15 protein-coding genes and 3 pseudogenes are annotated in these 20,903 nt (G+C 46.0%); 6 read left to right on the top strand and 12 right to left on the bottom strand.

Going from position 1 to position 20,903, the window contains the following annotated elements; all coding sequences use genetic code 11:
* Nucleotides 1–190: 190 nt before the first annotated feature.
* The 3 genes from MiSe_RS05205 to MiSe_RS05195 all read right to left on the bottom strand — a co-directional run bounded on the left by MiSe_RS05205 (nt 191) and on the right by MiSe_RS05195 (nt 2,689).
* A complete protein-coding gene (locus MiSe_RS05205; protein WP_226575617.1) occupies nt 191–1,777 on the bottom strand; it encodes a glucose-6-phosphate isomerase in 1,587 nt (528 codons plus the stop codon).
* Nucleotides 1,778–1,999: 222 nt separating this feature from the next.
* Nucleotides 2,000–2,287 (bottom strand): cytotoxic translational repressor of toxin-antitoxin stability system, encoded by a 288-nt coding sequence (locus tag MiSe_RS05200; protein WP_226575614.1) that lies wholly within the window; start codon nt 2,285–2,287, stop codon nt 2,000–2,002.
* 99 nt (nt 2,288–2,386) lie between these two features.
* Nucleotides 2,387–2,689 (bottom strand): hypothetical protein, encoded by a 303-nt coding sequence (locus MiSe_RS05195; RefSeq protein ID WP_226575612.1) that lies wholly within the window; start codon nt 2,687–2,689, stop codon nt 2,387–2,389.
* Nucleotides 2,690–2,881: 192 nt separating this feature from the next.
* Here MiSe_RS05195 and MiSe_RS05190 point away from each other — a divergent pair, with 192 nt between their 5' ends.
* The 3 genes from MiSe_RS05190 to MiSe_RS05180 all read left to right on the top strand — a co-directional run bounded on the left by MiSe_RS05190 (nt 2,882) and on the right by MiSe_RS05180 (nt 5,964).
* Nucleotides 2,882–3,778 carry a branched-chain amino acid ABC transporter permease gene (locus tag MiSe_RS05190; protein WP_226575610.1) on the top strand — a complete coding sequence of 299 codons (897 nt, stop codon included), beginning with the start codon at nt 2,882–2,884 and terminating at the stop codon, nt 3,776–3,778.
* Between the two features lie 619 nt (nt 3,779–4,397).
* Nucleotides 4,398–5,129 carry an ABC transporter ATP-binding protein gene (locus MiSe_RS53660; RefSeq protein ID WP_444980462.1) on the top strand — a complete coding sequence of 244 codons (732 nt, stop codon included), beginning with the start codon at nt 4,398–4,400 and terminating at the stop codon, nt 5,127–5,129.
* Between the two features lie 4 nt (nt 5,130–5,133).
* On the top strand, nt 5,134–5,964 hold the full coding sequence (locus tag MiSe_RS05180) for a zinc-binding metallopeptidase family protein (protein ID WP_226575606.1): 831 nt from the start codon (nt 5,134–5,136) through the stop codon (nt 5,962–5,964).
* Nucleotides 5,965–6,198: 234 nt separating this feature from the next.
* Here the strand turns inward: MiSe_RS05180 and MiSe_RS05175 are convergent, their stop codons facing one another.
* The 8 genes from MiSe_RS05175 to MiSe_RS50775 form a co-directional block, all read right to left on the bottom strand.
* Nucleotides 6,199–7,020: an RNA-guided endonuclease InsQ/TnpB family protein gene (locus MiSe_RS05175; protein WP_226575604.1), complete on the bottom strand. Its 822-nt coding sequence runs from the start codon at nt 7,018–7,020 to the stop codon at nt 6,199–6,201.
* A 20-nt stretch (nt 7,021–7,040) separates the two neighbouring features.
* Nucleotides 7,041–7,406, bottom strand: a complete 366-nt coding sequence (locus tag MiSe_RS05170) for a helix-turn-helix domain-containing protein (RefSeq protein ID WP_226575597.1) — start codon at nt 7,404–7,406, stop codon at nt 7,041–7,043.
* Nucleotides 7,407–9,004: 1,598 nt separating this feature from the next.
* Nucleotides 9,005–9,157 (bottom strand): hypothetical protein, encoded by a 153-nt coding sequence (locus tag MiSe_RS05165; protein ID WP_226575595.1) that lies wholly within the window; start codon nt 9,155–9,157, stop codon nt 9,005–9,007.
* Nucleotides 9,132–9,608: an HIT family protein gene (locus MiSe_RS05160; protein ID WP_226575593.1), complete on the bottom strand. Its 477-nt coding sequence runs from the start codon at nt 9,606–9,608 to the stop codon at nt 9,132–9,134. The genes MiSe_RS05165 and MiSe_RS05160 overlap by 26 nt, the downstream gene beginning before the upstream one ends.
* A gap of 211 nt (nt 9,609–9,819) precedes the next feature.
* Entirely contained in the window at nt 9,820–12,753 is a 2,934-nt protein-coding gene (locus tag MiSe_RS05155; protein ID WP_226575591.1) for a UPF0182 family protein, read from the bottom strand.
* Nucleotides 12,754–12,778: 25 nt separating this feature from the next.
* Nucleotides 12,779–13,156, bottom strand: coding sequence for an AAA-like domain-containing protein (locus tag MiSe_RS50785; protein WP_264196352.1), 378 nt, complete (start codon nt 13,154–13,156; stop codon nt 12,779–12,781).
* Nucleotides 13,157–13,158: 2 nt separating this feature from the next.
* The gene (locus MiSe_RS50780) at nt 13,159–13,737 is read right to left on the bottom strand and encodes an AAA-like domain-containing protein (protein WP_264196350.1); all 579 of its coding nucleotides are present in this window, start codon (nt 13,735–13,737) and stop codon (nt 13,159–13,161) included.
* A gap of 150 nt (nt 13,738–13,887) precedes the next feature.
* Nucleotides 13,888–15,201: a calcium-binding protein gene (locus MiSe_RS50775; RefSeq protein ID WP_264196348.1), complete on the bottom strand. Its 1,314-nt coding sequence runs from the start codon at nt 15,199–15,201 to the stop codon at nt 13,888–13,890.
* A 529-nt stretch (nt 15,202–15,730) separates the two neighbouring features.
* Here MiSe_RS50775 and MiSe_RS05140 point away from each other — a divergent pair.
* The 3 genes and pseudogenes from MiSe_RS05140 to MiSe_RS53655 form a co-directional block, all read left to right on the top strand.
* Nucleotides 15,731–16,477, top strand: a pseudogene (locus MiSe_RS05140) (AAA-like domain-containing protein); the annotation flags it as partial.
* 363 nt (nt 16,478–16,840) lie between these two features.
* Nucleotides 16,841–19,684: a WD40 repeat domain-containing protein gene (locus tag MiSe_RS05135; RefSeq protein ID WP_226575737.1), complete on the top strand. Its 2,844-nt coding sequence runs from the start codon at nt 16,841–16,843 to the stop codon at nt 19,682–19,684.
* A gap of 114 nt (nt 19,685–19,798) precedes the next feature.
* A pseudogene (locus MiSe_RS53655) lies at nt 19,799–20,063 on the top strand (DUF1016 N-terminal domain-containing protein); the annotation flags it as partial.
* A gap of 12 nt (nt 20,064–20,075) precedes the next feature.
* Here the strand turns inward: MiSe_RS53655 and MiSe_RS05120 are convergent.
* Nucleotides 20,076–20,903, bottom strand: a pseudogene (locus tag MiSe_RS05120) (RNA-guided endonuclease InsQ/TnpB family protein); the annotation flags it as partial.

The raw sequence follows: 20,903 nt of genomic DNA, 5'->3' as shown, positions 1-20,903 counted from the left end.
CGGGTTTGACCAATACAGGACTGACGCAAAGAAACCGGGTTTCTATGAAAAATCGTTGGGAAAGGGAACTCGAGATCCCAGCTGGAAACCCGGTTTCTAGGATCGTCGTGGGTAAGTCCTGCAATATTTGCCACGAACGGGCAATTGAATTAAACCCGCCCTTTGTGGGGATCTTTTCCCCAATGCCCGGTTAAAGCGCTTTGGCGGTTAAGCTGGCGGGTTTGCCGAAGTCGCCTTGTAAGGTGACGCTGCGATTGTTGGCGGCGAGGTGGCGTAAGATTTGGTAAATTGCCTCGATTTGGTCAGTAGCACCGGCTTTCTCGGCTATTTGAGCCAGAGAAAGCGGCTTGCCTTCCTGGCGCAGAACCTGTACGACTCGTTTTTGTAATTCCAAGATGGCGGCGGCTGCTTTTTTACCAGCTTCGACACCCGGTTGGTGGTAGGCGTTGATGTTGACCAAGAAGCCGTAAAGACCGACGGCGCGTTCGTATAGCGCTATTAATGCGCCAACGGTGCGAGGATTAACTTGCGGGATGGTGACGGTAATCGAATCTCGGTGATTTTCATACAATGCTTGGCGGGTTCCTTGTAAGAAACCGGAAAGATAATCTCCCGATGTGACTCCGGGGTCGATTTCTGGGGATGGTGCCAGCCGGTCTTCTAATACTTCAATAAAGGTGAGGAAGAAGTTGGGGACGCCTTCGCGCAACTGTTGGACGTAGGCGTGTTGGTCGGTGGAACCTTTATTACCGTAAACGGCGATGCCTTGATAAACCGTATTGCCGTTGAGGTCTTTTTCTTTACCCAGAGATTCCATCACCAGCTGTTGCAAGTAGCGGCTAAATAGCAGCAGGCTATCTTTGTAGGGCAATACGACCATGTCTTTTTCGCCCTTGCCGTTTCCGGCGTAGTACCAGGAGAGGGCGAGGAGGGCGGCGGGGTTATGTTTAAGATCCGCTACGCGGGTAGCGGTGTCCATTTCTTTGGCACCGGCTAGCATATCGCGAATGGCGATACCTTGTAGCGCGGCTGGGAGTAACCCGACGGCGGACATTTCCGAGGTGCGTCCGCCTACCCAGTCTTCCATGGGGAAAGTTGCTAACCAACGTTGGAATTTGGCGACTTTATCTAAATTACTGCCAACGCCGGTAATGGCGACGGCTTGTTGGGGAAAGTCGAGGTTTTGAAGCGCAAAGGCTTTTTGGACTTCAATCATGCCGTTGCGGGGTTCTGGAGTGCCGCCCGATTTGGAGATCGCTATGACTAGGGTACTGTTTAAGCGTACGCTTAGCCTGCTAAGAGTACGATCGATGCCAGCGGGGTCGGTGTTGTCGATAAAATGAATCGCCAGGGGAGGAAAGTCGGGGGCTAATGCTTCGGCGACAAATTGAGGACCAAGGGCAGATCCGCCGATACCGATGGAAATAATATCGGTGAATTTGGGGGCGTTGGGGGGATGTATTTCGCCGCTATGGACTTTTTGGGCGAAGGTTTCGATTTTTTCTAGGGTATCGATGATGGTTTGTTTGAGTTGTGGGGTGGGGGCGAGGTCTGGATCTCGCAGCCAGTAGTGACCCACCATGCGGTTTTCATCGGGGTTGGCGATCGCTCCTGCTTCCAATGCTGCCATATCCTGGAACGCCTTCTCAAACTTGGGCTGCATTGACTCGACAAAGGCGTCGTCAAACCGCATCCGGCTGACATCCAGGTAAAATCTCAATCCTTCGTGGTAATATAACCAGTCTTGGTAACGCTGCCAAAGTGACGAGGCATCCATAGAAATCCTATCCTGAGTTGTTTGTCTAACCTCAGTTTAGGACGCTGCCAAATCGCCAATCTCATCCTCAAGTATCTTTTCAACTTAGCAAGACGTGAGGGAGATCAGGGGCAAAAGGTGCAAAAGGTGCTCCAGGGGAATTTGAACGTACATTCTCCCCTGCTCCCCTGCTCACCTGCTCCCCTGCTCACCTGCTCTTGAGCTTCCCATCTTCCCCATGTTCTAAATTACTGGCGTGGGGAGGACTCGCCAAAATTTTATGATATTACCCTTTAATTCCAAGCCGATGGTGTATTTGTCTAGGGTACAGCGGTACAAGGTGCCTTCGGCGTCAAGCTTCACCAGTCCGGGCAAGTCGTAAATATGCTCGATCCGTCTATATTTTTGAAAGATGAGTGCGAATATCCGCTCCTGATCTGAGAACTCTAAGTCCCTCAGATCGACTAAAAACGAACGGGTGTAACGTAGGTCTAGTCCTATAGACTGGCTTTCTTTGGTTTCGTTTACCATATTTTCGTGTATTCGTCGCATTCCAATGAGAAAATAAAATAGCAATTCGGCAGATGATCGAACTGCCGAATGCTTGAGAGTGATGAGGCTGAAGGAAAATTACAGGGAACGGTATACCCGCAAGGCTTCTTCGTATAGCATGGTATCCCCTGGCTGCACGGCTTCCTTGGCTTCGCGGATCGCTCTGAGCATGTAAAGGTCGTAGTATAGACTTTGCATCACCTTCCAGGCTTTTTCTAAGTCTTCCTCTGGGCAGGGTGCTTCTATATATTCAAAGATTTGGTCGTTTAATCGGCGTAATCTGCGTCTGGTAAAATCCATAACCAAAAATCGATAGTTGTTGTCGATACTGCGCGTTCGCTTTGCTACAGTAAAATGCTTTAGCGGAGCTTTGGCTACCATCCTACTCGCCCTGTAAACTGTTTGGGGCAGTTACAGCGGATTGCAGCCTAAGTTGATGGTAAGCATTCGTTTGTATAGCGGCAGCATTAATGCTGCCGCTATACAAACAAAGCCTGAAGGCTGTACCTCACTCACAGTGCAATCCGCTGTAATGCGATCGCAAGTTCTGCCATTTTATCCCCGAAACTCTGTATGATTGGCTATCTGGTCTTTTTGGCGATTTCTACGGCGATATATGCCCTGTTCTGTTTGGGTCTAAACTTACAGTGGGGCTTTACGGGTCTGATTAACTTCGGACATGTCGCATTTATGACGGTTGGCGCTTATACTACGGTACTGTTAAGTTTGCAGGGCGTTCCGCTGATCTTGGCGACTTTGGTGGGTATGGCTTTAGCGGCGTTGTTGGGATTGTTGATGGGGATATCAACGCTGCGACTGCGGGAAGATTACCTGGCTATTGTGACAATTGGCGTCGCGGAAGTGATTCGCCTTGTAGTCAACAATCAGGATTTGCCCATCGGTAAGGAATGGAAGTCTGGAGTATTTGGCGTGCAAGGCTTCCCGCTGCCGCTAGGAGGCGATAAACCTGCGTTAATGGTACTGGCTTTGTTGGTGTTGTTTCTAGTGTTCTGGCTGTTAGAACGGTTCGTGCGATCGCCTTGGGGTAGAATCCTCAAAGCCATCCGCGAAGATGAGGAAATTCCCAAAGCTTTGGGTAAAAATGTGTTTTGGTACAAGTTGCAAGCTTTAATGTTAGGGGGAGCGATCGCTGGTTTGGCTGGTGCGTTCTACGCTTGGCAGTTAACCACGGTTTATCCGAATAATTTTGAGCCGCTTGTGACTTTCGACGCCTGGACTATAGTCGTTTTGGGCGGCGCAGGTAACAATATAGGTACGATCCTGGGTACGATCATCTATTGGGCTTACGATGCGGTGACTCGCTTTGTTTTACCTCAAATTATGCCTTTGGATGCTTCCCGGTTAGGCGCTTTTCGGATTATGGTAATTGGCTTGATTTTAATCCTACTGATGCGCTGGCGTCCCCAAGGTATCTTGGGCAAAAAGGAGGAATTGACCCTTGGCAAATAATCAGCCCGAAAAAAATTCCGATATTCCTTTCGATACGCCTCAAAATATCGAGGATATCCTCAACGATATAGAAGATTTGTCACCAGAGCCACAAAATCCTTCCGGGGATATTCCGCTTACCGTGTCCCAGGCGGATGTAGAAGATATTTTGGCAGAAATTGAAGATATACCCGACTCGCAATCGCCAACAGACATTCCATTAACCGTGTCTTCAGATGTGGAAGATATTTTGGCAGAAATTGAAGATATACCCGACTCGCAATCGCCAACAGAGATTCCTTTTACCCTGTCTTCAGATGTGGAAGATATTTTGGCAGAAATTGAAGATATACCCGACTCGCAATCGCCAACAGAGATTCGATTAACCGTGTCTTCAGATGTGGAAGATATTCTGGCAGAAATTGAAGATATACCCGACTCGCAATCGCCAACAGAGATTCCTTTTACCGTGTCTTCAGATGTGGAAGATATTCTGGCAGAAATTGAAGATATACCCGCAGGGGAATCGGTATCGCCGCCAGGGATTCCTTTAACGGTGTCCGAAACAAATACCAATCTCTTAGAAGAAGGCAAAACTCAACCACGACGCCTAGATGTTCCTTTACTCGCAGCTAGCGGTTTGTATAAAAGTTTTGGTGGAATTAAAGCAGTAGATGGAGCCGAAATTAAAGTAGCAAAAGGTAGTATTACTGGATTAATTGGCCCTAACGGTGCTGGTAAAACTACCTTATTTAATTTACTGTCTAATTTTATCCGCCCAGATCGGGGGCGCGTGATTTTTGACGGCGAACCGATTCAACAATTACAACCCCATCAAATTGCCCAAATGGGAATGGTTCGCACGTTTCAAGTAGCGCGGGTGCTTTCCCGACTTTCGGTGATGGAAAATATGCTATTAGCCGCGCAAAAACAAACGGGTGAAAATTTCTGGAATGTCTGGTTTAAAACACCGCAAATTAAAACTGAAGAAAGACAGTTGCGGGAAGAAGCGATGGCGATTCTAGAATCCGTTGGACTGGCGCAAAAGGCGAATGATTATGCGGGGTCTTTGTCGGGAGGACAGCGCAAGCTATTAGAAATGGGACGCGCTTTGATGACTCATCCGCAGTTAATATTATTAGATGAACCGGCGGCGGGAGTCAATCCGACGCTGATTAAACAAATATGCGATCGCATCGTAAATTGGAATCGCGAAGGCATGACCTTTCTGATTATCGAACATAACATGGATGTGATTATGTCGTTATGCGATCGCGTTTGGGTTGTCGCGGAAGGAAAAAATCTCGCCTCCGGAACTCCCGCCGAAATTCAAACTAACCCGCAAGTTTTGTCAGCTTATTTAGGACAGTAATATTTTGACTCAATTTGCCGAACTGATTGTCACCTGTTGTAAACTGAGCGAATTAGAACTTCGTTCTTATATAAAAGAAGTTCTGGCGTCGCGCAATTTCTCCATCCAAGAAGATCGATATCTCTCCCAAAGATCTGGAGAATTTTCCAGTATCCATAATCTTTTAGCCATTCGAGGAAATCCAAAAGTATGCCTAGTTAGTCATACCGATGTCTGCCGAGATCACGCTCAATTGCAGGGAATACCTCCCAAGGGAACAGCACGGGATTATATAGTAAATCCCGCGATTAAAAACCTGATGCATTTCGAAAATTTAGTTGCTGTAATTCAGGATGAAAGTTGTTTAGCGCAAGTCGGCGGGGATGATAGAGTAGGGGTAGCGAACGCATTATGGTTAGCCGTAACAACTGACTCGCCCTTGGGTATTCTTTTGACCACAGATGAAGAAATTGGATTGGTTTCAGCTAAGCAAGTGGATTTCCCAGAACTAATCGATTTTGAATTACTCGTTCAAATCGATCGAGGAAATCAGCCGCATCAAGAAATTGTTACCGAAATTTTTGCCACCCAAATTTGTGAGGAATTTTTGGCTAAATCTCTCGTCGATTTATCGATTAAAAAGGGTAAGCCAAGACAAGAAGTAGTTGGACGCGGAACAGATGTATTTGCTATAAAATATAATGGAAGATGTAAAAATGCCATCAATTTAACTTGTGGATACCACAACAGTTACGGCTCCAATCCTGCTGAATATATTGTACTTCATGAGGCAGAAGAAACAATGGAGTATGTAAAGGATATTATTGAATTTATGGAGAATGAATATGAAAAATAATAGGGTATAATATACGTTATATTTAGAGGTTGCACCTGTTGATCCCGCTAGCCCGCCAGCCCGCCAGCCAGCCAGTGATTAAAATCACTGGCTAATAGCTTAAGTCCACTTAAGTGGACTAATACCAAATCCGCTGGCATCACCCCCCTTATTCCACACGCGCCAACAGTAGGGCAAGTAGATGTGACATCCTCATACACTTTTGCTCTCGCGGTAAGTGTAGGCTTCCAAACCTCACGATAAGGCATTCCTAGTTTTTCTCTTACGAGTTTTCGCCTCTGACCTAGACAGAATTTCCCCTGCCCCCGGCAGACCGACTGCATAGGCGTTTTCTATTCCCGTGAGTCCCACGGTACTCAATTGTTCCAGACCACGCAACCGAATTACTTCCGATGCTGCATGATCTCTATGTGTTTCATATCCACAAACATCGCATTTATGCACTCGTTGAGAAAGCTCTTTCTTGCTTGTGTGCGTTCCACACTTAGGACAAGTTTGAGACGTTCCATCCGGGTTGACACGCGCAAAATAGACTTGATGCTTCTTTGCTACCCATTCGAGCAAGTTGAGAAACTGACCGAAAGCTGCATCAAGAGTGTGTTTTCTCAACATCCCTCTCGACATCGCTTTCAAGTTCAAATCTTCAACAAACACCATCCCGATACCCTCTTTGGTACACAGATGGTTAGCCAGTTTGAACTGCCAATCTTTGCGAACGCTTGCTATATGGTTGTGGAATTTGGCAACCTTTTCCCTTGCTTTCTCGCGGTTTGATGAACCCTTTTTCGTTCTGGCATACTTGCGTTGCAGCAATTGAAGCTTGCGGTACAAGGATGTCAGGAAGCGGGGTCTAGCGATAAACTCTCTATCAGAGGTTGTCAAAAATTTCTCTAGTCCCAAATCGATACCCAGCGCATCTCCATGAGGTTGAGCGTCTGGTATTGATACATCAGACTCTATCGTAACTACCACTTCCCACCTAGAAGCTTTTCTCAACACCCGTGCCTGCTTGACCACAAACCCTTCTGGGATGGGTCGGTGCAAGTTGATGGGCATTTTCCCAACTTTGGGCAGACCTATCTGCCACCCAGTAATCGGATTGGTTTTGAACTGAGGAACATGGACTTGATTTGTCCAAACTTCTTAAAGCGAGGAAAGCCAAACCCTCTGTCTTGGAAATAGTTCCAAGCGTCGTGCAATCTCCGAATGGTAGTTTGCAGAACTTGAGAGGGCGCTTCTCCCAATTGAGGAAATTCTTTTTTCGCCTTGGGAAGCGCGTTCTGTTGAGCGTAATAGGTGGGGAACGGCTTGTCGGCTGGAATGATATATTCTCTTTCCAGCGAACAATAGTCCAAGCTACATTTACGCGAATTCACCCAGTCTTTGATTTCTCGCAAAGCGTAGTTGTACACCTGGCGAGATATTTCCAGCCAATGCAGCATTGTCTGCTCTTGACTGGCGTTTGGTTAGAGTCAATGAGGAAATCGCTTTCCTTCACTTCTCATTCAAAACCGTGCTTGAGACTTTCGCGCTCACACGGCTCCTGCGCGTGGTCGTTTGTCAACGATAGTCCGTTGGATTACTCCGTTAGACCTTGACTCCTACCAGTTCGCTCTTTCTCTTCACCGCCTTGATGACTACTAGGACGTTCGACGTTTTGCATTCGCCTTTCACGGGGGCAATTACCCGTTCACCCGTTGGTTCACTGTACCCATGAAGTTCATCCCACGCTACGAAACCTGCGTATTAGGCTTATAGAGAGCTACTATTCTGGGAGCTTCCACCGACCCTGTGGAGGGTCTTACGCTCTTCCTACGTCTGCATATCCACATCCGGCTTTCCCGGAGGCATTGGCTTCTTAGGATGTCCTACCTATTAATTCATACGGTTGGCTACCTGCTTCACTTGAAGATGTGTTTCTAGCCTTAACAGACAATTCATGTACCCTCTACAGGTGTAAAATTGATGTCAGTTACTAGACCCATTTTGCTACGTAGGTTCAGGGGACACATCTCTTTTGAGAAGAGAGATTAATAGGTTACATCGTTCCCAGTGACTATTTCTCGATATACTTAGGTGTCTTCACTAGGCCGGAGGTCTTACCGGGTACATCTCTGTTGCACTCTATCCGTTACAACAGCCCTGACCTCTTGCTCCTATTTTGAGCATCTGTGTTTACCCTTCTGGTTTTCCAGCTTTGGATTCGAGTCGCTGTCCCGTAGGGGCTTGTTTAAACACTCTTATCCCTCTGTACTTCCCTTCACTGGTCGCTCCTCATTTAATCAAAGAGCCAGTTTTGCAACCTCTTTCACAGACCTACCGTGACGACGAGATATAGAAGATTCGCTGTGCGCTCACCGTATATATCTTCTCTAGCGGTGTCACCAGATGAGGTTTCCAGCTTATCCGCGTTTCTCCCATGCACTGCCAGTACCAGGAAGCCCTCCTGTGAAAGGTGGGAGACGATATTCAGCCCGATGTAAAGGTGGGAGGAATTTAATCTCCATAGTCACTGAGTTGTCAAGGTTCAATCCTTGCTTGCTTCCCCTTCCTTAAGGTGCTACGGGTTCATTGGCAATTAGTAAGGTGCTGCGGGTTCTTGAAAGCTAATTGCCAGGAAGTTTCAGCAAAACGAGTCGCACGATAAATTCGGTAGCAGTAGTTCATGATCAGAGTCATGTCACCGATTCTAACACGGAACCAATGATCTATAAACCTACATCCATTGCCGATTTTACCGGGACCCTTCCGGATAAAATCGGCTTGGGGGAGTCCATGTATCCCACGCCTCCCCTATCGGGGCAGGGCTGTTTCATTGTCGCCAGAGAAAAGTTGGAAGCTGTATGCCTCTGTTCTCGTTGACCAAGGTGGCAAACGCCAAATGTAGGGAGACAAGTTTTCTCTCATCACAATGAAGTAGCCCTGCCTATCGGGGTAGGACGTGGGACTTATAGCTCCCCCAAACCCCCTCAAAAGTTAAAGCCCTAGCATAGAGGGGCTATACAGTGGATTCCAAGCTAGTGAAGCAAAGCCTTAAGGCTTAGTTGGTCAAGCGCGCAGCAAAAATGGCAGCGCGCTTGACCAACAAACCGTAGTAGTAGGGGCTAAGGCTAAAGTAAGCTTTGTCGCCAGCACAATTCCTCCCTTGCCGTGCCCCTACTAATGATTCAGATGCAACCGGATTTGATATCATAGGGCTGCAATCCGCTATAAAATGATTCCTTCGTAAAATACCGTGCAATTTCTTGGCGTACTTTAACAGCAACTGCTGCTGCTTCTTCATCAGTTACCCATTGATTTAACCCTAGTTGATTGAATATTTTTTTCATACGTAGGTAAATCAGCAGTTTGAGATTTCCTACAGGCATATCCCTGGTGCGAGGAATCACGTGAAAGTGAATGTGCTTGACTTCTTCGCCCCAGGAACAAACGTGAATCTTATCTGGTTTAATTACCTTTGAGAGTGCTAAACAGGTGCTTTGGATTATACCGCCTGCGCGGGATTCTTCTGGTGTAAGTTCGGCTAAGTGTTCGCAATGCCGCTTCAGCTTGATAATTAGGTAGCCCCGCACTAACACTGGGCCCAGAGAATGTTCTACAACCCAATAATTGTCTTGATAAATTACTCCTCCAGGGGCTTGCAATTTTCCAGCAATTGTGCTGCAAGCAAGGCATTTATCTATTAACGCAAGTTGCTAGTTATAAACTTTGGCGTTGCTAATTGCTAATTGCTAATTGCTAATATAGGATTTTTACCAATCTCGCCATTAGCCATTAGCCATTCGCTTCTATGCATGAGATAACTAGCAACTTGAGTTATTAGCATGATTGTGCTTTCATCTGATAAATCTGAAATTAGGAACTAGCTTCTTCAACCGAGCGAATAATAGCAGGTGCTGGCGGTTTTTGAGGCTGGAAAATAGCTTGAAGTGCTTGTTCTAAAGTTTCTGCCATGACAATTCTATTTTCGTAGGCGACAATAACTCTGACTAATGTAGGCAAACTATTTTGTTCGGCTTCCAGGTACAATGGTTCGACGTAGAGGAGCGATCGCTCGATGGGAATCACCAACAGATTGCCCTGAATTGCCCGCGATCCGCGTCTATTCCATAAAGAAATTTGCTGAGAAATAACCGGATCTTGGTTAATTCTAGCTTCAATTTGTTCTGGGCCAAAAACCAATTCTTGCTTAGGAAATTGGTAGAGTAAAAGCTTGCCATAGTTCTCGCCATCCGACCGCGCCGCCAACCAACCAATTAAATTATTACGCTGGGTAGGAGTAAAAGGAAGCAGCAAAATAAACTCTTCTGACGCCGCCGTCGGCAGTTTCATAATCAGATAATATGGTTGCACCGGCTGCGGTTCGCTACCATAAATTTCTTGAGGAATTTGCCACTGGTCTTCCCGGTTATAAAAGACCTGCGGGTCGGTCATGTGGTAAGTTAAAAAGCGCTCAGATTGGGTACTGTAAAAATCTTCTGGATACCGGATATGATTGCGAAGCGTTACCGGCATTTCGCTCAAGGGTTTGAACAGTCCAGGAAAGATATTTTGCCAGGTTTTAATCAATGGGTCGGTGGGATCGGCGACGAAGAAGAAAATCGAGCCATTATAGGCATCAATTACGACTTTGACCGAGTTGCGGATGTAGTTAAATTCATAGTTGCCTGGGTCGGAATAAGGGTAGCGATCGCTCGTGGTATAAGCATCGATCACCCAGTATAGGTAATTGTTAGTTATTGTGTCTCTTCTGGTGCCGATTCCCTCGGCATCAGTCACTACAAGGTAGGGGTCGTTATCGTAGCGTAAAAAGGGAGCGAGCGCTCGCACTCGTTCGTTAATATTGCGGCGAAATAATAACTTTGTTTCGGGGGTAAAGTTGCGCGTCAAAAGCATTTGCCAATCTTTCAAATACTGGGCAAATAGCAACCGTAGCCACCAATTTTTAATTTTAATCCCGCCCAGACCATCGTAGGTGTTGTAAACGTTATCCTCCCCACTGGGATAATCGAATTCTTCGACTTTAGTGGGAGCCATAATGTAGGTATTGGTAATTTCCCCATAGTAAATTCGAGGACGACTAATAGGAATGCTTTCGCGGATGTTGGCGCTAGAAGTCTCCAAAGCACCGCCGTTTCCCGTAGCAGTAGGACCGCTAATATTCTTAACAAAATAGTCCGGTAAACCCCCAGGTGCAACAGTATTAACAGGACTCATAGTAAAGCCGTAACCGTGGGTATAAACTAAGTGTTCGTTGACCCAAGTTTGAGCTTCCGAGGGTACGGCACTGTAATCTAATTCCCTTGCTGCTAAAATCGCCTGTTGCTTTTCCGCTCCCTCTTCTAATTTCAGCGTGTAGCGGTCAATATCAGCGTTAGCGAACTCGTAATAAAGGCGAATTCGCTGTAACTGGCGATTAGTTTGTAGAAGCGGACGAGTATCCCAAAGGCGAATATTGCGGATAGTCAGCGGATTTGCTCTGATAGCATCGTAGTTGAGTTGATTGTTAGGATCGAAGGTTTCAACGTCAATATCTTCCAAACCAAATGCCTGACGGGTAAGGGCGATACTGCGCTCAATGTAAGGGCGTTCCCGTGCCAGTTCGTTGGGTTGAACAACTAGGCGCTGTACTACGGCGGGAATTAAATAGGAACCAGTTAAAAGGAAAAAGAAGGTAATAAAAAGAATGGGAGCAATTTTAACAGTTTCTGCCTTCTTTGTTGGCAACCAAAACACAGTTTTCCACAATAGGAAAGCAGCGATCGCCAGGGACACCAGCGACAGTGTCGTGTAAGTTGGCAACTGTGCCGTCACGTCGGTGTAAGAAGCGCCGTAGGTAACTCCGCGATTCGAATACAGCAGTTCATAGCGTTGCAGCCAATAACTGAACGCTACGCTCAGCATAAAGCCACCGCCCAATCCATTCAAGTGGCGTTGCTGCATTAAAGAAAAGCCAGGAAAACTACCCTGACTCAAACTATCTCCCGACAGCAGATAAATCAAGGCAACTGCAATTAATCCATATAAAAATAATCCCAACAGCCAGAATTCCAAGAGTTGCAAAATAGGCAAGTTGAAGACATAAAAGCTGATATCCCGGTTAAATAGTGGTTCGGTGCGGTTAAACGCGGTGGGATGGAAATATGGCAAAATCTTATCCCAGTGTGCCGAAACGATCGCACCAAAACTTAAACTGAGCGCAATTGCGCACAGTTTTAGGCAAAATTGGCATAACCAAAGGATAGCGATCGCCACTCCCACCACTAAACCCAACTGCCAAATTTGCAATTCTGGTACGAACAATTCCCCAATCGAAGTAGGATCGAAGCGTGGCGGCAATGGCGGCGATATCAAAGGTTTCTTCAGATCCGGATGCCAAAAGCTGAAGACAACCTGACCGTAGTGCAGCAGCATTAATGCTACCAGCAACATCAGTCCCAGCACGATGGGCAGCAACCAACGCAGTCTAAGTCCAGATTCCTTCAGTAAATAATTTTCTCTCCTCTGCCCACCTGCCCAAGATCCCCTCTGCTCCTCTGCTACTCTGCTCAAATCCGTGGGATACTTGAGTCGTTGTGCCAGATCGAGGTTACACAGGAGAAACGCTGCTGTGATGCCGAATGCGATCGCCCACAACCCCAGTTGGGTTCTAATTCTGGTGAGGAATACTGGCAAATCTCCGACTTCTTTAAACCACAGAATTTCCGTCACCAGGTAGGAAACAAAGTCAAACCCCAACCACAGTCCCAAAAGCAGCACCACCAGTCGAAAAATACGTTTAACAACCATAATTTATCTACCTAGAGGGCTATTTTTAGCTACACAGGATTTGAGCGCCAAAATACTGTCGATACAGATTACAAGTCAAGGTGACGCAATTGCCGCGCCAACTGACTAAACCCATGCTGTTAAGCTTAAAAGCTTGCATTTGCTCGATGGCAACGGGAGTGGTGGAATTCAACACTTGCTCAAAAGCAGCACTTAGTTTGGGGTACTGTTGCAATGTCCAAAGATAGCGGTGGAGATGATCGCGATAAATTCCCGCATCAGTATGGGCAGTTTCTAGCAATTGTTCTAAGCTATCTGGTTGTTGCGCCCAATGATAGAGCAAAAGGCGAACCAGGTAGGGATGCCCGCCAAGCAATTCCATTAAATGGTTTAGTTGTTCGCTGGATAGATGCAAACCATTCACTTCTATTCCTCCTGAACTTGTTGTGGGGTAAAGGGCGCTAATTCTAGCCCTACATTAAAAGGAGATTGATTAATCGGTAAAGCAACGTAGTTTTCAGTAGATTGTACCATGACTAGACGCAGTTTGCGCCAGCTTGGCTCAGCTTTTGTGTACTCGTGCCTGCGCAGCATAGTGAGAAATTCTTGAGCGACGCTGGGATAGTCAAACAGTTCGCTCACTTCCTCTAAAGCTAGTACAAGAGGTGTTTCTGTGGCTTCGAGTAAATAACCTTCCATGTAAAGGGTACAACTCATTTTGCTGCCGATATCTTCATCCCAATAGTCATCTAGCTTAGGACTCATATTGAGTTGCCGCGATATATTGGCACAGACCCACCGTAAGAGAGTGTTTAGATTATTAAGTATCTGTTTTTCAGCTTGTTGAAAGTTCAGCGTTACAGTTTGAATTTCATTGGCCTTGGCATAAGCTAAAATCCGCTTCATTAATGAAGTTTTTCCCATTTGTCGAGGGGCTTTAATCCGGATTAGATCGCCTGGTTTGAGTGCGCTTGTATAACAGTTTGGTTCGTGAGGAGTACGCATCACGTAGAAAGGCGAACCTAACGGTACGCTGTCGGTTGGATACTCTAATTCGATCGCATTTTTAGCCGAATAAACCTCTCTTGTTGCTGGAGATTTGCTGCTATCCTCTTGAGTTGCTAACTGCTGGGTAAGGATAACTTTGAGATTTGATTAGGTAACTTTTTGCCCTAAAGCGTTCGATATCAATTGCCAAAGTTTAGGGCCAACGACCTGCTGGAGATATTTGTCAGAATAGTTATATTCAGCCGCGATCTGGCTGTAGGTTTTCTGATTGCCTTCCCAAGCTGCGCGCAGAATCAATTTTTGCAAATCGGTGAGCGGTTCGCCGCTATGCTTATATACGGCTTCCTCAATGAACGCTAGCGCATTCTCCAAGCTTTGCATATCCGTGTTGGCGATCGACAGTGGTTCGGTCTCGCACTCCCACACTGTTTGTAACATAAACTGAACGCTGCTAGTGTTGAAGCTGGTAACACCTTCGAGCGTCGCTACAACGTTGCCAGCAAAAGAAAGTTGACCTGTAGAGGCATTGAAACTGAGATTAGAGCGAAGAGTAGCAGCAGAAGACGAAGAATTAGTATCGATCTCGATGATATCTCCTTGTGAGGCGTTGAAATCTTTAATTACATCGATTCCTGATCTGTTTTGCCAACCAAATTTGATTGGGAATTTAAAGAAACCAATTTTCTGCCATGAAGTAATACCGTATTCAGCCGAAAATTGAAAAGTATCGGCTCCTCCTCCTCCGGTCACGGTGTCGTTGCCACTGCCTCCCGTGAGCTTGTCAGCACCAGCGCCTCCGCTTAAATTGTCGGCACCATTGCCACCCGTCAGCGTATCGTTGCCATCCCAACCGACGAGGACATCGGCACCGTCGCCGCCAGACATCTGAGCGTTGTAGCCTAAGTTGATCAGAGTATCGTTGCCAGCGTCGCCATTGAGCGTGCTGGTTGCGGTGCTGATGCTAACCAGAAGATCGTTTCCACTCCCACCTTCTAGGGTGCTGCTGGCGGTGCTGAGGTTGGCTAAAACATCATCGCCATCACCACCTTTAAGAGTGCTGCTTGCCGAACTAGCATTTAATAAAAGATCGTTGCCAGCGTTGCCTGTTAAGCTGCCAGTAATATCATCTATATTAACGATCAAATCATTGCCAGTGCTGCCAGTAAGGTTGCTATTACCTTGATTAATATTGTAGGAAAAACCTCCATTATAGGTTGAGAGCAGACTGGTTAAAAGAGAAGTACCGTTTGATTGTGAAAAAATATTTTCAAAATTTGAGATAGTTGTGCTGCTAACGCATGCTTGTTCGAGATAGTCAAGTAATTCGTCAGAAGTCTTGCTAGTTAAATTGTTTAAAACGGTTGCAGGATCGACAGCACTAGCGTAACTATATAAACCAAATATACCGTTGACCTTAACCAAGTCATTGACCAAGTTTTGAATAGCTGTTGTGTTAGTCATGGGTTCCTCTGTTGCTGTTGTTTGAGTCGTTAACTGATTTATACTCTCAGTTTGGCTAACACAACCCGGCATTGAGAACCCCTAAAATCTCATAAATCTCATATGCTCAATCTCATAAATCTCATATAATCTGGTTTAGGAGAAACTGCGTCAGCCATTTTTAAAGATAGTATAAAGTTAAGTAATCTCTTATAAATAAATGGCTAAGTTAGCCGGAAAAACTGGTTAATTAGTTGTAGTTAATTAGCTGTAGGTTAGGGTCTGAGGGACAAAACCCAACCTAGGAATGATTGGATCTGCTCGCTGGAGGTGCGCCCTCGCCGATTGCCTGGTAAAAAAACCAGGACTTAGGCTTGGGCAACCTATCACCTTTGTTTCTTGCTGCGCTCTCTGGTTCCAATTCGAATATTTTTCAGAGAAACTCGGTTCCTTTACGGTTAATAAAGTTAAAAATGAAAACTTTTCGCCATCTTTCTGGCTCCTGCGGTATCTTCGAGTAAAATGCTAATGCGATCGCAATCACAGCGCCATGCTTTACCAAGTCGGGGGTAGCCTCACGACTGACGCTCCGAGCTATATCGCTCGGCAAGCGGATATAGAACTTTATACCGCTCTCAAACGAGGCGAGTTTTGTTACGTACTTAACGCCCGACAGATGGGCAAATCTTCATTACTGGTACACACGCGCCATCGTTTAGAAGCAGCAGGTTATCGCTGTGCGGTGCTGGATATCACCAATATTGGTAGCGAAAACATTACGCCGCTGCAATGGTATAAGGGTATCACCCTCGACTTATTGCGAAGCTTCGGGCTGCTGGGCAAATTTAACTTTAAAACTTGGTGGAATGATGAAGTAGATATTTCTCTGTTACAACGGCTGAGTCGATTTATTAGCGATGTTCTTCTCCCGAAATTTCCTCAATAAAAACTGGTTATTTTTATCGATGAAATTGATAGCATTCTAACTTTACCTTTGGCCGTCGATGACTTCTTTGCATTAATTAGATATTGTTACAATCAGCGAGCCGTTGACCCTGAATATCGGCGGATTAGTTTTGCATTGTTTGGCGTGGCAACTCCGTCTGATTTTATCCGCGATCGCAAACGCACCCCGTTCAATATCGGTACGGCGATCGAGCTAAATGGCTTCACCCTCAGCGAAGCTCAAACCCTAGCCCCAGGATTCAAACTGCAAACTGGCGACGTGCAAGCGGTGCTGCAAGCAATCCTCAAGTGGACGAACGGACAACCTTTTTTAACCCAAAAACTCTGTCAGCTAGCGAGAGATTCTAGCCAAGATACGGTCACCAACAGCTTGAGAATTCCTCCCGGTAACGAAGCCTATTGGGTGGAAACCCTTGTTAGAGAAAGAATCCTCAAAGAATGGGAAGCGCAAGAAGAACCAGAACATTTGCGGAGGATTCGCAACCGCATTCTCAACAATCAAGATAGCGCCGGACGATTGCTAGGAATTTATCAGCAAATTTTGCAGGGAGAACAGATTCCCGCCGATGACAGTCGCGAACAAATAGAACTGATACTATCAGGACTGGCTATAAAAGAAAAGGGTTATTTGCCGGTGAAAAACCAGATTTATGCCGAAGTCTTTCACCTGCAATGGGTCGATTGGCAACTGAAAATGTTGCGTCCTTATTCCCAATCGCTGGATGCTTGGATTGTATCCGAACGGCAAGATGAGTCGCGACTGTTGCGCGGACAAGCGCTGCGGGATGCACAACAATGGTCCCAGGGAAAACGATTGAGCGATTTGGATTATCAGTTTTTAGCTGCTTCTGTGGAGAGCGATCGCATCCAAGTCCAACAATCATTAGAAGCCGCTCGCATTAAAGCTGTAGAAGCTCAACTGGTTCAGGAAAAACGCAACGCTCGATTGCAAAAGCGATTTTCCATCGCCATCGGCACAGCTTTGGTAGTTACATTAGGTCTGGGAATTGCTACCTTATGGCAATATCGCCAAGCCAGAATCAGCGAACGGGAAGCCAAAATTAGCGCCATCAAAGCATTGATATCTTCATCTGAAGGAAACTTTGATTCCCATCGCCAACTGGAAGCAATCATCGATGCCATTAAGGCAAAACAAGAACTTCAAAACCTAAATAATGCAGACACCGCACTCCAAGAGCAAGTGCAGGACGTACTTCAACGGACGATCTACGGTATTGAAGAATTAAATCGCTGGTCTGTGGGGACGGCGATTAAAGATATTGCGCTCGCTCCCGATGGCAAACTGATTGCTTCTGCCGGAACAGATGGCAGAGTTAAACTCTGGCAACAAGAAGGCAAGTTTGTTAGAGAAATGTCAGTAGATGGCAAAAGTCCGGCGCATACAGTCCCAGCTAACGCAGTTAGTTTCAGTCCAGATGGACAACGAATTTTATCTGCTTCTGCCGATCGCACGATTCAAATATGGGATATTAATGGCAACAAATTGCTGAAAATACTGAACTCAGATCAAACCGAAGTCGGAGAAGCCAAGTTCAGTCCAAATGGTCAGTTATTTGCTTCGGTTGGTGAAGAACAAACGGTAAAACTTTGGCGCAGTGACGGCACTTTAATCGCAACCTTACCTGCAAAAGGGCTAACAGTTGCATTTAGTCCCGACAGTCAGTTTGTGGCTACAGCTGCGATTGGTAATTCTATTCATCTATGGCGAACAGATGGGAGATTAGTTAGAATCTTTCCTCCTTTAATACGAGCTGTTCACAAGCTAGCTTTTAGCCCAGATGGGAAAAAAATTGCTCACGCTGATATGCACTCGGCTGTGCTATGGCAACTCGACGGGAAGAAACTTCAAACCTATACTCTACCGAATGCAGGAATCTCGGCGATCGCATTCAGTCCAGATGGACAGTTACTTGCCACCGCCGGACAGGATGCCACAATTCGACTTCTAGCTCGCGTCGGGGAAGGCACTACAGCTACAACTCCTAAACCTGAAGAAAAAGGTTTAGGAAACTTACCTCCAGTCCGACGTCCGAGAGGCGATCGCAGAAGTTTAGAAGATTTTCCTCCCAGACCTCCGAGAGGCGATCGCGGAAGTTTAGAAGATTTTCCTTCCAGACCTCCGAGAGGCGATCGCAGAAATTTAGAAGATTTTCCTCCACCTCAACCTTTTAGACCCGATAAAACAAGTCAAACTGAACCTGAATTTTCAAATAATCCAGAAAACCTCTCTCCCACAACAAAAGAGCCTCTAAATTCTCCCCCTTCCCTCCCAGAGAAGGGGGTTGGGGGGTTAGGTCTCCCTTCAACTTCTCCAAAGTCCCGGAAAAAGCGAGAAAATAAACCTGATGACACAGGTCAAGGGAGCCTACTATTAGCAACTCTGCTAGGACATAAGGGAAGCGTGACGGGAATTGCCTTTAATTTACAAGGAAACTTACTTACCTCTGCATCTGAAGACGGTACAATCCGAGTCTGGAAAATTCAGCATTCCCTAATTAACTCGTTAATAGCCGAAGCTGGTGGAGTGCGGCAAGTAGCAGTCAGTCCTAATCAAGAGCGCATCATTTCTGTAGGACTTAAAAGAGTAATCAACCTTTGGCAACGGAATGCAGCCGGAGAATTTAACCATCGTCCCAATCGAACTTTTATTGCCCACGAACTACCCATTTACGACGTAACTTTCAGTCCCGACGGGCGATTTTTTGCCACGGCTTCCCGCGATGGTACGGTTATTTTCTGGAAGTCTGATGGCACGCGCTTGCAAACGTTAGAGGTCAATCCCAAAGTTGGAAGTGGAGAGCGACCTTACGTTAGTAGTATTGCTTTCAGTTCAGACGGTAAGTGGTTTGTAACGGCATCATCCGATAATCTGGTTAAACTCTGGCAGCGCGAGCGAACAGGTCTGATTCCAGATCGCAAACCAACCAGAGTTTTGGTTGGTCATCAAGCATCGGTCAAGGCAGTCGCATTTAGTTTCGATAGCAAATTCATCGGATCGGGAGGTTTAGATAACAACCTCAAAATTTGGGATACAAATGGCAAATTGCTGAAAGCGATCGCCGCTAATCAAGCTCCTATTAATAGTATTGCCTTTAGTCCCAAAGAAAACCTGTTCGCCGCTGGTTCGGAAGACAAAACGGTTAAACTTTGGCGAACAGATGGCAGCGCGATCGCCACGCTTAAAGGACATCAAGCGGCTGTATTAGATGTCAATTTTAGTGATGATGGACAGTATATTGTATCCAGATCAATGGATGGTACTATCAAAATATGGAACAGCAACGGCTCGCTAGTTAAAACCCTAAAACGCCATAATTCTGCTGTCAGAAGCGCAGCATTTATTCAGAATGGAAAAATGCTTGTATCTGCGGGTGACGAGCAAGTATTTCTGCTATGGAACTTAGACAAGATTTCGCAACTCGACGAAATGACTTATGCCTGCAACTGGGTACGAGATTACTTGCAGATTGCTGCTGAAAAAGAAGGAAATAATCGTATTTGCAAAGATAAATTATAAAAGCTGACACTTAAACGATACTCTGCGATCGCTCCTCCTAACGAATTCATCAAGGAATTCACAGAAGGAGATTACTCCTTCCCACCAGAATGCTTCTCTATCTCTCTGCTAACCATGCCGAAGCAAACATCTCTCCTCCCTGACGAAGTACGATGACTTCTTGCGTGACCTCAAAGAACGCATCCGCACTGCTCAGGTTCGGGCAGCTCTCGCCGTCAACCAGGAACTGATCTTCCTTTATTGGCAAATCGGGCGCTCTATTCTGGAACGGCAGCGAGAGGAAGGATGGGGGGCAAAAGTAATCGAACAGCTCTCCAAAGATCTCCATCGAGAGTTCCCCGATCTGAAAGGGTTTTCTCGATCCAATCTGATGTATTTGACACTCTCAGCTCTAAAGAGACTGAGATTCTGCGGACAGAGAAGGCTTTTGCCAAAGCCTAACTCTCGCTGCGGTCGTCAAACACCGCCTACCCAGTAAGCCTAAGTCCAAGCGAAGAAAAGCTGGCTACTTTACGCAAAATATTTGCAGAAGCATTCAGATCGGCATTAATAACCAAACCGTTGGAAGAGCAATACAAACCACGATATATGCGCTTACCAGATGCTTTCCACCCTTCTGGCTTTTCGCCATATTTGGGCAGGGAGTCACCATCAAGAAAGCTAGCCTGAGAAGTGTAAGCTTCTTCAGTTTCTATAAACCTAATATCGTGCAAAATGCAAAGCTGCTTCAGTCGCTCTTTTAGTCTTCCCAAAGGCATCTGAACAAATTTCTGATTCTCGATTCGACCAAGATTAGCGCTTTCCTTAAAGCCTTCATTCCACCCGACAACTAAAGTACCGATCTGGTGCTTCAAGCAGTGTTGAATAACAATCTTAGTCGCCTTATTAATTCCGTCGCGTATTTGATGGTTACGCTTGCGAGTAATCCTATCCAACCATTTATCCCAGTATCCCTCTGACTTACCCTGTTTGCGAGTCGATACCTTTTTGTTCCACAATTGATTCATCGCCTTCATAGCGCGAGCGTCAATCAAGAAAGAGTTGCCCAAGGTATCGACACATGCCGTTAGATTATCGGCGGTTCCCAAATCTATTGATAAAGCACGATTGATATCTAAATCGTGCTTTTCTTTTTGGACTGGATAGGAAAGCTCAAGATAGAATGCACCATTCTTAGGTAGGATGGTAAATTCTTTAATCTTTGAGCAGTCGATGTTTG

The sequence above is a fragment of the Microseira wollei NIES-4236 genome (assembly GCF_020521235.1).
GTDB lineage: Bacteria > Cyanobacteriota > Cyanobacteriia > Cyanobacteriales > Aerosakkonemataceae > Microseira > Microseira wollei.
This window is presented reverse-complemented; position numbering and strand designations above follow the sequence as displayed.